This is a genomic window from Citrobacter sp. Igbk 16, from assembly GCF_028069755.1.
GTDB lineage: Bacteria > Pseudomonadota > Gammaproteobacteria > Enterobacterales > Enterobacteriaceae > Citrobacter.
The window spans coordinates 37,358-50,376 of record NZ_JANEWJ010000005.1; the positions used below are offsets into that span (position 1 = coordinate 37,358).

The 13,019-nt window shown below is 50.7% G+C and carries 12 protein-coding genes; 4 read left to right on the forward strand and 8 right to left on the reverse strand.

Annotation, left to right across the window (positions count from 1 at the left end):
* Nucleotides 1–4: 4 nt before the first annotated feature.
* On the forward strand, nucleotides 5–1,975 hold the full coding sequence (aaeB, locus tag NNO03_RS05235; protein WP_271449012.1) for a p-hydroxybenzoic acid efflux pump subunit AaeB: 1,971 nt from the start codon (nucleotides 5–7) through the stop codon (nucleotides 1,973–1,975).
* A gap of 40 nt (nucleotides 1,976–2,015) precedes the next feature.
* On the opposite strand, the gene NNO03_RS05240 is transcribed toward aaeB, so the two are convergent.
* From NNO03_RS05240 to xapA, 3 genes are read right to left on the reverse strand one after another with little or no spacing between them, the layout of a single operon-like run.
* The gene (locus NNO03_RS05240; protein ID WP_271441667.1) at nucleotides 2,016–2,918 is read right to left on the reverse strand and encodes a LysR family transcriptional regulator; all 903 of its coding nucleotides are present in this window, start codon (nucleotides 2,916–2,918) and stop codon (nucleotides 2,016–2,018) included.
* Between the two features lie 58 nt (nucleotides 2,919–2,976).
* Complete coding sequence (tsgA, locus tag NNO03_RS05245) at nucleotides 2,977–4,182, reverse strand: MFS transporter TsgA (protein WP_271441666.1); 1,206 nt, start codon at nucleotides 4,180–4,182, stop codon at nucleotides 2,977–2,979.
* Nucleotides 4,183–4,232: 50 nt separating this feature from the next.
* Nucleotides 4,233–5,066: a xanthosine phosphorylase gene (gene xapA / locus NNO03_RS05250; protein WP_137382453.1), complete on the reverse strand. Its 834-nt coding sequence runs from the start codon at nucleotides 5,064–5,066 to the stop codon at nucleotides 4,233–4,235.
* 419 nt (nucleotides 5,067–5,485) lie between these two features.
* Between xapA and NNO03_RS05255 the strand changes: the two genes are divergently transcribed.
* Entirely contained in the window at nucleotides 5,486–5,764 is a 279-nt protein-coding gene (locus NNO03_RS05255) for a hypothetical protein (protein WP_271449013.1), read from the forward strand.
* 55 nt (nucleotides 5,765–5,819) lie between these two features.
* Here the strand turns inward: NNO03_RS05255 and yhcN are convergent, their stop codons facing one another.
* Nucleotides 5,820–6,086: a peroxide/acid stress response protein YhcN gene (gene yhcN, locus NNO03_RS05260; RefSeq protein WP_005121357.1), complete on the reverse strand. Its 267-nt coding sequence runs from the start codon at nucleotides 6,084–6,086 to the stop codon at nucleotides 5,820–5,822.
* 378 nt (nucleotides 6,087–6,464) lie between these two features.
* Complete coding sequence (gene argR / locus NNO03_RS05265; protein WP_003025162.1) at nucleotides 6,465–6,935, reverse strand: transcriptional regulator ArgR; 471 nt, start codon at nucleotides 6,933–6,935, stop codon at nucleotides 6,465–6,467.
* 436 nt (nucleotides 6,936–7,371) lie between these two features.
* Here argR and mdh point away from each other — a divergent pair, with 436 nt between their 5' ends.
* Nucleotides 7,372–8,307, forward strand: coding sequence for a malate dehydrogenase (gene mdh, locus NNO03_RS05270; protein ID WP_040234161.1), 936 nt, complete (start codon nucleotides 7,372–7,374; stop codon nucleotides 8,305–8,307).
* Between the two features lie 149 nt (nucleotides 8,308–8,456).
* Here the strand turns inward: mdh and degS are convergent, their stop codons facing one another.
* The 3 genes from degS to zapG all read right to left on the reverse strand — a co-directional run bounded on the left by degS (nucleotide 8,457) and on the right by zapG (nucleotide 11,548).
* Nucleotides 8,457–9,524 (reverse strand): outer membrane-stress sensor serine endopeptidase DegS, encoded by a 1,068-nt coding sequence (gene degS / locus NNO03_RS05275; RefSeq protein ID WP_005121354.1) that lies wholly within the window; start codon nucleotides 9,522–9,524, stop codon nucleotides 8,457–8,459.
* Between the two features lie 89 nt (nucleotides 9,525–9,613).
* On the reverse strand, nucleotides 9,614–10,981 hold the full coding sequence (gene degQ / locus NNO03_RS05280) for a serine endoprotease DegQ (protein ID WP_271449014.1): 1,368 nt from the start codon (nucleotides 10,979–10,981) through the stop codon (nucleotides 9,614–9,616).
* Between the two features lie 168 nt (nucleotides 10,982–11,149).
* The gene (gene zapG, locus NNO03_RS05285; protein ID WP_005121352.1) at nucleotides 11,150–11,548 is read right to left on the reverse strand and encodes a Z-ring associated protein ZapG; all 399 of its coding nucleotides are present in this window, start codon (nucleotides 11,546–11,548) and stop codon (nucleotides 11,150–11,152) included.
* 192 nt (nucleotides 11,549–11,740) lie between these two features.
* On the opposite strand from zapG, the gene zapE reads away from it, so the two are divergent.
* The gene (gene zapE, locus NNO03_RS05290; RefSeq protein ID WP_271449015.1) at nucleotides 11,741–12,868 is read left to right on the forward strand and encodes a cell division protein ZapE; all 1,128 of its coding nucleotides are present in this window, start codon (nucleotides 11,741–11,743) and stop codon (nucleotides 12,866–12,868) included.
* The last annotated feature ends 151 nt before the right edge of the window (nucleotides 12,869–13,019 follow it).

The following is a 13,019-nucleotide window of genomic DNA, read 5'->3' on the forward strand; positions in this document are numbered from 1 at the left end:
TGTGATGGGTATTTTCTCCATTGCCAATCAGCATATCCGCTTTGCGGTAAAGCTGGCATGCGCCATTGTACTGGCGTTATTTGTTGGCTTTCATTTCCAGCTTGAGACCCCTCGTTGGGCAGTCCTGACCGCAGCCATTGTGGCGGCAGGCCCAGCCTTTGCCGCCGGTGGAGAACCTTATTCAGGCGCTATCCGCTACCGCGGTATGCTGCGTATTGTCGGGACATTTATTGGCTGTATTGCCGCCCTGATCATTATTATCAGTATGATCCGTGCGCCGCTATTGATGATCCTGGTGTGCTGTATCTGGGCCGGTTTTTGTACCTGGATCTCTTCACTGGTAAAGATCGAAAACTCCTATGCCTGGGGGCTTTCGGGTTACACGGCGCTGATTATCGTCATTACCATTCAGGCGGAGCCTCTGCTGACGCCACAATTTGCGCTCGAACGCTGCAGCGAGATTGTGATGGGGATTGTCTGCGCTATCATCGCCGACCTACTCTTTTCGCCCCGTTCAGTGAAACAGGAGATAGATGTCGAGTTGGACAGCCTTCTGGTGGCGCAATATCAGCTTATGCAGCTGTGTATAAAGCATGGTGATAGCGAAGAGGTGGACAAGGCCTGGGGCACTTTAGTTCGTCGTACGGCGGCGCTGGAAGGTATGCGCAGCAACCTGAACATGGAATCCTCACGCTGGGTGCGCGCCAATCGTAGGCTCAAAGCGTTGAACACACTGTCACTGACGCTTATTACTCAGTCCTGCGAAACCTATCTTATCCAGAATACGCGACCAGAACTGATTACAGATACTTTCCGCGAGTTGTTTGATACACCGGTTGAAACGGTGCAGGACGTACATAAACAACTGAAGCGGATGCGCCGTGTGATTGCCTGGACCGGTGAGCGTGATACGCCGGTGACGATTTATAGCTGGGCCGGCGCGGCGACGCGCTACCTGCTGTTGAAACGCGGCGTGGTCAGCAATACCAAAATCAGTGCAATAGAAGAAGAGATCCTGCAGGGCGAGCCGGTGGTGAAAGTGGAATCCGCTGAACGTCACCATGCAATGGTCAACTTCTGGCGTACTACGCTGTCCTGTGTGCTGGGAACCTTATTCTGGTTGTGGACCGGCTGGACATCAGGTAGTGGCGCGATGGTAATGATAGCGGTCGTCACCTCGTTGGCCATGCGTTTGCCTAACCCCCGTATGGTAGCCATCGACTTTATCTATGGCACGCTGGCAGCATTACCGTTGGGGGCGCTCTATTTTTTGGTAATTATCCCCAATACCCAGCAAAGCATGTTATTGCTGTGTCTGAGTCTGGCGGTGCTGGGATTCTTTCTGGGTATCGAGGTGCAAAAGCGGCGTCTGGGCTCAATGGGGGCGCTGGCGAGCACCATTAACATCATCGTGCTGGATAACCCGATGACGTTCCACTTTAGCCAGTTCCTCGACAGTGCACTGGGGCAGATTGTCGGCTGCGTATTGGCGTTTATCGTTATTCTGCTGGTGCGGGATAACTCGCGTGACAGAACAGGTCGTGTGTTGCTTAACCAGTTTGTGTCGGCAGCGGTCTCCGCAATGACCACCAATGTTGTGCGCCGTAAAGAAAATCACCTTCCGGCGTTGTATCAGCAGCTGTTTTTACTGATGAACAAATTCCCCGGCGATCTGGCAAAGTTCCGCCTGGCACTGACGATGATTATTGCTCACCAGCGTTTACGTGATGCACCTGTACCAGTAAACGACGATTTATCGACGTTTCATCGCCAGCTTCGCCGTACTGCCGATCATGTTATTTCTGCAGTCAATGATGACAAACGCCGACGCTACTTTAGTCAGTTGCTGGAGGAACTTGATATCTACCAGGAAAAATTAACGCTCTGGGAAGCCCCGCCTCAGGTGACGGAACCAGTGAAACGACTCACGGGAATGTTGCACAAATACCAGCATGCACTGACCAGCAATTCATAAATCATCTAACCGGAAGAGGATATTTCTTCCGGTTTCAGTTTTACCGCCCCTGTAATGTCATGATAAACGCGTTCATTAATGTGGAAAGCGGTTCGTCGTACCAGTAGGCATAAAGATCGGCTGGAATAGGGTCATTCAACGGTAAGAAACGAACGCCTGGCCAGTGGATCAATCCGCAGGTTTCTGGCAGCAAAGAGAGGCCCATTCCTGCGCTAACCAGCGCCAGCGCGGTTTGCGGTTCGTTAACCTGGTGGGTAATCAGAGGATAAAATCCTACCTCAACACAGCGGTCATGTACCTGACGGGCGAAATTGCTTTGATTAAATGAAAGCGAAATGATGGGGCGTTCAGCGAGCATCGCCAGTGAGACGCTTTGGTGTTGGCAGAGAGGATCGTGTTCAGGTACGGCGAGAGCAACCGCTTCGCGGGAAATCAATTGGCTACGAATATTCGTCTCGGATTGGGGCAGTACGTTCCGGCTAATCGCGATATCAATCGTCCGGGCATGCAAGGCTTCAATTTGCTGATGTTGGGAAAGCTCCTGCAAGCTCCAGTTTACGTACGGCTGTTGCTTTTTAAAGCCCTTTAGACGCGTAAGCAGCGTCCCCCACAGTGCGCTACCGACTATCCCAATGTTGAAATGTTGATGTTCGCTACGGCCAATCTGTCGCACATAATTGAGGGATTGATCGGTGGTACTCAGGATACGATCGACTTCCGTTTTCAATACCTGCCCGGCTCGCGTGAGAACCACTTTACGGCTGGTACGTTCAAATAGTGTCGTTTCAAGGATCTCTTCCAGTTCTTTAATCTGCATACTCAACGGTGGTTGAGAGATGTTTAACCGGGCCGCGGCCCGGCCAAAGTGCAGCTCGTCAGCGAGAACCTGAAAATAACGCAATGTTCGAAGACGAATTCGGCTATTGGCCTGGAGATCAATCATGCTGGTTACGCGTAAGAGAGGGAGAGAAACGGCATCATGCCGTCCTCCCCAAAGCTTGTCAAACCGCAGCGGATGTCGAGCGGGCGAGACGCTCGGCCTGGCTGCAGGCAACAGCGATAACCAGCGTCAGCAGTAACACACAATAGGCGACAGTTGACGTATTCACCGCCCCCTGCAGACCAAGGTGGCTGTTTACCATGGAGGATACGCTGGCAAACAGTAGCGTGCCCACTGTACCGCACGTCAACAAGGCGGAGATCAAGGTTGGTGAACTGCGGCTCACCTGCAGTGAGCCATAGCTCATCAGGCCGGAGAATAAACCGGAGTTAAAGAAACCAAACACGCCGCACGCTACCAGAATCAGCGTGGTATTGTTGCTGTTGGCAATCAGCGCAATGGAGACCAGACCAATGCTTGCGCAGATCAGCAGGAAAGTGCGCAGCTTCATCCACTTCACGGTGAACTGATTCAGGAACAGGCCAATGGCTTTCGTCACCCAATACACAGTAGTGAACAGCGCGGCATCCTGCGCCTGAAGTGTAAAACGCGATTGCAGGTAGCCCGGTGTCCACATGGTAAAAATGGGTTCAGCCAGCAGGAAAGCAAAGAGAGTAAAACAGATTAAATAGACGGAGATCCCCCAGGGTTCTGACTCTTCCGTTTTCTCGTGTCGCTGCGGCTGCGCAACCTCTGTCGATGGGAAGCGACAACGCAGGGTAAGTGCCAACATCAGCGCGCCCAGACCGCCCATAATCCCATACATCGCAATCCAACTGGCACCCAGTTTAAACATCCAGGCTAACAGTAAAGAAAGGGTTGCTCCGGCAAAGCTGAAAAAGAAATCGGTAAAAATCAGGCTGGAAGAGCGGCTCTTTTCATCGGGATTAATACGGACCACCAGATAACTGCCGATGGTCATAAACACGCCCCCGCAGGCACCAATGCCGGCCACTGCAACGCTAAACAGTGTTAAGGTTGGTTGGATAAAAAGCACGGCGCTGATAATCACGGTGAGCGTTGCAGCAATAACTAATGGTTTTTTCAGCCCCCATTTTTTCATCAGAATGCCGCCAAGCATAATAGGCACAAACATGCCGATGTTCATCAAGGTAAAGACCTGCCCGATAAAGCTGGGGTCTTTATGAAAAGCGGCACACAGTGGCCCAAGCACAATCCCCAGTGTCGACACCAGTGCGCCAACAAAGTAATAGCTCAGGTACGAAACGGCATTGAGATTTGCGCGAGAAAACTGATTGTCTGGCATAACTTTTCTCCAGACGGAGCAGGGCGACCTGTCCGTCTACGGAACCACGATCAGGCGTACTGTTTGAGGAACTGGCTGATCAAACGAATAAAATCTTCGGTCACCATGGCTGCGCATTTCAGCGTTTGTTCATGGGAAAGCTCAACATCACTGAGGCCTTCAGCCATATTCGTGATGGCTGAAACGGCCAGTACTTTCAGGCCACAATGGCGTGCAGCTATCACTTCCGGTACCACCGACATACCGACCACATCGCCGCCCATACGTTGCATCATGCGAATCTCCGCAGCCGTCTCAAAATTAGGGCCAGGATAAGAGACGAAAACCCCTTCATGAAGCGTGATACCCAACTGCTCTGCGGCACCGTGAAGCTGCTGGCGCAGCTCGCGATCGTATGCGTTAGCGAGGCTAAAGAAGCGAGGACCAAAGCGTTCATCGTTCGGCCCGACAAGTGGGGTAGATGGCATGGTGTTGATGTGATCGTTGAGGGCAACCAGACTACCTGCAGGAATATCTACGTTCAGTGAACCCGCGGCGTTGGTACAGAATAAAAATTCGCAGCCCAACAGTTTAAAGGTACGCACGGCATGGGTCATGATGCCCATTCCCAGCCCTTCATAAAAATGCCCGCGTCCCTTCATGCAGATGAGGTCGATGCCATAAAGCGTCCCCATCACCACTTCCCCGGCATGGCCGATTACGGTGCTGACCGGAAACCCAGGTAATTGTTGATATGAAAGCGTGGTTTTATTTTCCATGCGATCGGCAAGCGCCCCCAGACCTGACCCAAGTATCAGAGCGATACGTGGATGAAAATTGGGTTTTGCTGCACGCAGAATTTCAGCCGCTTCATACGGGGTATCGTTGACAACAGACATGGACATATCGACTCCAGAGACTATTCAGTTGCAGGCATTTTGTGGAGGCTTCAATTACAAATCCAATATGATAAGTGCGGTTATTAATATGATTTTCATATTGAAAATATCATATCGATATCGGACCTATTATTTTTCAGAACGTTATGGCCAACGTGTTTCATACTGTTTCTGAAACGCAGTCATAGTCTTGCACAAAAATGTGACTTACCTCTCTTTATCTAAACAGTGAACAATTCATTCCTGGCGTATTGCGCACACTGAGGCAGCGCTATACTTAAGACGAGCATTTAGCTGGGGTGATAAACGATGCCTGGACCGCAGGAACATAAAATTTTGCTGGCGGGATACACGGGAAACAGGTTGAGGAAGACCCTGCATATCGGTGGTCTGTAGAGTAACTGGCGTCGGGATGGTGGCTATAGATGAATATCTATACGTTTGATTTTGACGAAATTGAAAATCAGAGTGATTTCTACCGTGAGTTTGCACGTACATTTGGCCTGGCCCGGGAAAAGGTGGTTGATTTAGATTCTTTGTGGGAGGTTGTGGTTGGGGAAGTCTTGCCGTTACCTCTGGAAATCGAATTTGTCCATTTACCGGATAAGTTACGCAGGCGATATGGCGCGCTGATTTTACTGTTCGATGAAGCAGAAGAAGAGCTCGAAGGGCAATTACGCTTTAACGTTCGCCACTCAAAATAGGCATAAAAAAGCCCCCGGCAGGCGGGGGCAAGTCGTCGGACTAGACGACGAGGGTTTATTTGTACAATTCTGCGGTTGCATGCCAGTGAGCACCTTCACGGAGTTCAGTGACACGATAGCTGCTGGCGCCCGCTTTTTCTGCTTTAGCGGCGATTGCCTGACGCATATCCATTGGTGAGCTACCGATCTGAGACACAGAGATAGTACCCATGGATTGCAGATTCTGTGCTTCTTGCGAGTTCACCTGATTAACAGCGGCGCTTGCACCGAAAGAGAGAACGGAGAGAAGGCTTAGCGTTGCAACAGTGGTTTTGATTTTCATGATATTTACCTCGTCGAATTCTTTTATTAGGGGTCTTTGTTTCGTGACCCTCATCACAAAATCAAGTATACACTAATCACGCGATAAATTAATACCACGCTAATTGTTTCCATGGTAATTGGGTGTTAAGAAAAGTATTTTTTATAACTATATGGAATTAAAAATACAGATTAGAGCTTCTTCTTGAAAATAAAATTAATAAATTCATACTGATACAATATTTTGCAAATTGTGCGTTTTTGATGAGTATCATTCACCGAGTGAATGTGTTTTGGCGGTGAAACGCACTATTTGTTAAATGTTCGGTAGTGGAAAACTGAGGAGGGGAACAGAAAAGAGAGATTTTTCCCCCGCCACAGGGCGTGACGGGGAAGGGAATTACAGTTCTTGTTCAAACAGTTCCAGAATGGCCTCGTACAGGTCTTTTACCGTAAAACCTTTGGCCGGTGTGGTGAAGATGGTATCGTCACCCGCAATCGTGCCAAGAATACCTTCTGCTTTACCCAGTGAATCCAGCAGGCGAGCAATCAGCTGCGCAGCCCCTGGGCTGGTATGAATAACGACAACGGCATCGTTGTAGTCGATATCCAGCACCAGATTTTTCAACGGGCTTGATGTTGTCGGGACGCCCAGCTCTGCAGGCAGGCAGTACACCATTTCCATTTTCGCATTGCGGGTACGCACGGCACCAAACTTGGTCAGCATGCGTGAAACCTTGGACTGGTTGATATTATCAAAGCCCTGATCCTGCAACGCGAGGACGATTTCGCCCTGAGAGCTGAATTTTTCTTCTTTAAGTAGCGCTTTAAACGCCTTAACTAATTCTTCTTGTTTAGCCGAGCTTCGCATAAGTCACCCGTAATATGGCGGTAGAAACAACATTATTGTGCATACAGATGAATTTTTATGCAAACGGTCTGCCTCGTTCAAGGCTGAAATAATGTTATGAAAGAGCGGGATTTTATCAAATTTCGTTATCAAGAAACATGCCTGTGTCACGGCTCGCAAATAAGATTAAAAGTAAATTAAATGTTATCAAATTGATGTTGTTTTGAGAGGGCTGTAGGGTATATTGTCAGCACCTGTTGGAAAGTTGCTCTACTGTGCGAGTGGTTTTGAATTACGTAACTTAGGTTTTATTTTACGTAAGTTAAATGCATAAAAGCCAAATTTGCGTGACTACGCATTCTTGAAGCGTGGTTATTGAATTCATTGGATTTGTGAATTAAGGTCGCCGCCGCGGAGCAATAGACATTTTGCTTATCAATATAATAAGGAGTTTAGGATGAAAGTTGCAGTCCTCGGCGCTGCTGGTGGTATCGGTCAGGCGCTAGCATTACTGTTAAAAACCCAACTGCCTTCAGGTTCAGAACTCTCCCTGTACGACATCGCTCCAGTAACTCCTGGTGTGGCCGTTGATTTGAGCCATATCCCTACTGCTGTGAAAATCAAAGGCTTCAGCGGTGAAGATGCGACCCCTGCACTGGAAGGTGCTGACGTGGTGCTGATTTCTGCGGGTGTTGCGCGTAAACCAGGTATGGACCGTTCTGACCTGTTTAACGTGAATGCTGGCATCGTGAAGAATCTGGTGCAGCAGGTTGCTACAACCTGTCCGAAAGCGTGTATCGGTATCATCACTAACCCAGTGAACACGACCGTTGCTATTGCTGCTGAAGTGCTGAAAAAAGCAGGCGTATACGATAAGAACAAACTGTTTGGCGTAACGACGCTGGACATCATCCGCTCCAACACCTTTGTGGCGGAACTGAAAGGCAAGCAGCCTGGCGATGTTGAAGTCCCGGTTATCGGTGGACACTCAGGTGTGACCATTCTGCCGCTGCTGTCACAAATTCCTGGCGTAAGCTTCACAGAACAAGAAGCGGCTGACCTGACTAAACGTATCCAGAACGCGGGTACTGAAGTTGTGGAAGCAAAAGCCGGTGGCGGGTCTGCAACCCTGTCTATGGGTCAGGCTGCAGCACGTTTCGGTCTGTCACTGGTTCGTGCGCTGAGCGGCGAAAAGGGTGTCGTGGAATGCGCTTACGTTGAAGGCGATGGTCAGTACGCTCGCTTCTTCTCTCAGCCGCTGCTGCTGGGCAAAAATGGCGTAGAAGAACGTCAGTCCATCGGTAAACTGAGCGCGTTCGAACAAAGCTCGCTGGAAGGCATGCTGGACACGCTGAAGAAAGATATCACTCTGGGCGAAGAGTTCGTTAAGTAACGCCAGGAGAGGCCAGCGTGTATTTGTTGGCCTGATAAGCGTAGTGCCATCAGGCATTACGCGCTCACTCCCTACGATATCGCCTAATAAAAACCGGAGCATATATTGTGCTCCGGTTTTTTTATGGCAAGTGAGAGGTAGACGTAGCGTTAATTGGTGGCAGGGTATTCCTGAATCGTTACCTGCAGCGTCAATTGCTTATCATCACGCATCACAACCACTGAGATAACCGAGCCGGGGCGAATCTCCGCGACCTGATCCATGGTCTCCAGCGCTGATACTGCCGGTTTATTATTTACCGAAATGATGAGGTCGTTGACCTGAATTCCGGCCTGGGCCGCCGGACCATCCGGGGCCACTTCGTTCACGACAATCCCCTGAATTTGATCCATGCCGCTACCTTGTGCGTGCAGCGGTGCAATTTCACGCCCGCTGATGCCGATGTAGCCACGAATAACGCGCCCGTCGCGAATCAGCTTATCCATGATTTTCGTCGCCAGTTGAAACGGAATTGCAAAGCCAATCCCTTCCGGCGTTTCACCATCATTGCTCTTATCAAACGACAGTGTGTTAATCCCCATTAACTCGCCCAGCGAGTTAACCAGCGCACCGCCGGAGTTACCGTGGTTAATGGAGGCATCTGTTTGCAGGAAGTTTTGCCGGCCCGTTGGGTTCAGGCCAATACGACCTGTGGCGCTGATGATCCCCTGAGTGATGGTTTGCCCAAGGTTGTACGGGTTACCGATGGCAAGCACGACATCACCAATATGCGGTACACGTTTGTTATTAATCGGGATCGTTGGTAGTCCGCCCGCTGCGTTGATTTTCAACACTGCAAGGTCGGTTAAGGTATCAGAGCCAACAAGCAGCGCTTCAAAGACACGTCCATCCTGCAACGCGACGATGATTTGGTCGGCGTCATTAATGACATGCTTGTTGGTGATGATATAGCCGCGCTGATCCATGATAACGCCTGAACCGAGCGTGCGGATCTCAAGCTGGTTATGCGTCGTGCTGTTCATACTGCGGTTGTACACGTTGACCACGGCAGGCGCAGCACGGCGAACTGCCGGGTTATAACTGGCAGGAGTTTCATCTGTGCTGTCGAACTGTGGTGCGGTAAGCGTATTAATTTTTCGCAGAGAGGGCATCGCGGCCAGCAGAATGGCGCCGACGATTAAACCAATCGCGACCGAACGTAAAAGCTTCACAAACATGATGGCGGCGTCATTAAAAAAGGGAACGGCAGCAGCATATCACGAGTTTACCGGACATCACACGGGGGGCTGATGTCCGGTTGTCCTGGTTAACGCAAAAGCAGGTAAATACTCTCGTTACCACGAACGACCTGCAAAGCAATGATTGACGGTTTCGTTTCCAGCACTTTGCGCATTTCGGCAATCGAGTTCACCCGATCGCGGTTAACGGCGATGATGACGTCATCTTTATGCAGGCCGGCCTGTGCGGCTGGGCTACTTTTCTCAACGTTATCAATTCTAATGCCTTTGGTTCCGTCTTTTAGCTGCCCGTCGCTGAGCGTGGCCCCTTGTAATGCCGGTGCAATCATTTCCGCACTGGCGGAAGATGATGTACTGGTATCCAGCGTCACTTCAACTTCCAGTGGTTTACCGTTACGCAGCAGGCCCAGTTTGACTTTGGTCCCCGGTTCGGTTGTCGCAATACGCGAACGCAGTTCGGCGAAACTACTGAGCGGTTTGCCGTTTAGACTGGTAATCACGTCACCGGATTTCACGCCCGCTTTGGCGGAACCAGAGTTAGGCAGAACTTCGCTGACAAATGCGCCACGTTGTACATCCAGTTTGAATGCTTTAGCGATATCAGCGGTCATTTCAGTACCTTTAATACCTAACAGACCACGTTTGATTTCGCCAAACTGCATTAATTGCTGCGCCAGCGTACGCGCCATGTTACTGGGGATAGCAAAACCTATCCCAATGCTGCCGCCGCCAGGTGCCAGAATGGCGGTATTTATACCAATCAGCTCACCATTCAGGTTGAGCAACGCACCGCCGGAGTTGCCGCGGTTAATTGACGCATCGGTCTGAATAAAGTTTTCCAGACCTTCCAGGTTCAGACCACTGCGACCCAATGCGGAGACGATCCCTGAGGTTGCCGTTTGTCCCAACCCAAACGGGTTGCCGACGGCGACAGCAAAGTCACCCACGCGCAGTTTGTCGGAGTCGGCGATAGCGATTTGTGTCAGGTTGCTGGGATGCTGTATTTGCAGCAGGGCGATATCGCTCTGATCGTCGCTACCGATGAGTTTGGCATCGAACTCGCGCCCATCGTTCAGCTGAACGCTAATTTTTTGCGCCTGATTAATAACGTGGTTGTTGGTCAGAACATAGCCCTTGGCAGCGTCAATGATGACGCCTGAACCCAGTCCTTCGAATGGCTGCGAGGGCTGATCGGGCAGCTCATCGCCAAAAAACTTTTTGAATTCTTCCGGGACTTTTTGCCCTTGAACGGCGGTGCCCTCGACTCTCACGCTAACCACGGCAGGTAACACTTTTTCCAGCATGGGGGCGAGGCTGGGGAGCGCTGCCTGACCGGGTACCTGGCCGGGAATCGACGCAATGGCCTGGAATGGCGCCGAGAGAGTTAACCCGACACTTAACGCTAATGCACTCAACAGCTGGGTTTGTTTTTTCATGGATCCTGCTCTCGTACCTTGAGTAAACGGAAGATGATTCAAAACAGTTTGATGTTATTGAATTTTCGGTTTGGTCACAATGAGGCTAACGACTAAATAATAGCTGGGACGGGAAGAGAAGCGGAGGGCGCAATTGCTGCGCCCCATAAATTTCTTAACGATGTGCAGTTAGTCGCGCTTTGCGCCACTACGCAGCAGGCCGGAAGCCCCTTCGGAATAGTCACGCGGCATCTGAACCGGTGCCTGATCGTTACCCGCTTCAGACTCAGCCAGACGATTGCGGAATGGGTTGTTTTCCGCTGACATGCCCGGCAGCAGGCTGCTGGAGCTTTTCGCCATATGCTGATAGATCTGACGATAATCGTCAGCCATGTTATCCAGTAGCTCAGCGCTGCGGGCAAAATGACTCACCAGCTCTTCGCGGTACTCTTCCAGTTCAGCTTTGTTCTTTTCCAGTTCGTACTGTAATGCCTGCTGTTGGCGTAATTTACGATTACCAAAACGCATGGCTACAGCACCAATAATGATACCGACGACTAACCCAATTAGCGCATATTCCCAGGTCATGAACATCTCCCGTTGTCTTTTGTTTCCGTAGGGTGTTGGCTTTAGGCTCCATGCCTGCGCCTGATTATGCCACTATAACCGCTAATCCCGTAGAAGTGGAATCCCGTGTTTATATCACGTAATGTAGAACGGCCTTTTTTTCGTCAACCGTGAGCGACGGCACATCGATTCTCAAGGAATAACAATAACATCATGCAAAGCCTTTCCCCGACATCGCGATACCTGCAGGCCCTTAACGACGGCAGTCATCAACCCGACAACGTACAAAAAGAAGCGGTGAATCGACTGGAAACGATTTACCAGGAGCTCACGACGATTGCACCTCCAGCGGTGCAGGAGAGTGGACTGATGGCCCGCTTTGGTAAATTGCTGGGTAAACGTGAGCCGAAGGAAAACACGCCGGTGCGTGGTCTGTATATGTGGGGGGGCGTAGGGCGCGGAAAAACCTGGCTGATGGATTTGTTCTACCATAGCCTGCCTGGCGCACGTAAACAGCGTTTGCACTTTCACCGCTTCATGCTGCGCGTGCATGAAGAACTGACGGCTCTGCAAGGCCAGAGCGACCCGTTGGAAGTGATTGCTGACCGCTTCAAAGCCGAAACCGATGTGCTGTGCTTTGATGAATTTTTCGTCTCGGATATTACTGACGCCATGCTGCTCGGTGGCTTAATGAAGGCGCTATTTGCTCGCGGCATTACGCTGGTGGCAACGTCCAATATTCCGCCTGATGAACTGTATCGTAACGGTTTGCAACGTGCGCGCTTCCTTCCCGCTATCGAAGCCATTAAACAGTATTGCGATATCATGAACGTGGATGCCGGCGTTGACTACCGGTTGCGTACGTTAACCCAGGCACACTTATGGCTGTCCCCGCTTAATGATGAAACGCAGCGGCAGATGGATAAGCTCTGGCTGGCCTTAGCGGGAGCGAAAGGCGATCATGCGCCGACGCTGGAGATTAACCATCGCCCGATGCAGACGCTGGCCGTTGAGAACCAAACGCTGGCGGTATCATTCACTACGCTGTGCGTCGATGCCCGCAGCCAGCACGATTACATCGCGTTATCGCGCCTGTTTCACACGGTGCTGCTGTTTGATGTACCGGTAATGACGACGCTGATGGAAAGTGAAGCACGGCGCTTTATCGCGCTGGTTGATGAGTTCTACGAACGCCACGTTAAGCTGGTGGTCAGCGCCGCAGCGCCTTTATATGAAATCTACCAGGGCGAGCGCCTGAAGTTTGAATTCCAGCGTTGTTTATCGCGTTTGCAGGAGATGCAAAGCGAGGAGTATCTGAAGCGGGAACATTTAGCCGGTTAAACCTGCCGCAAATCACATAAAGGGGTCGATCTTTGACCCTGACTTCTCTATAATCTTGCGACCCCACGTTACGAGAGAGTTTTTTTCCCAAAACTTTCTATGCGCCGGCATAGGCTATTCGAAGGGGTAGGTTTGCTGGACAATGTCGTGT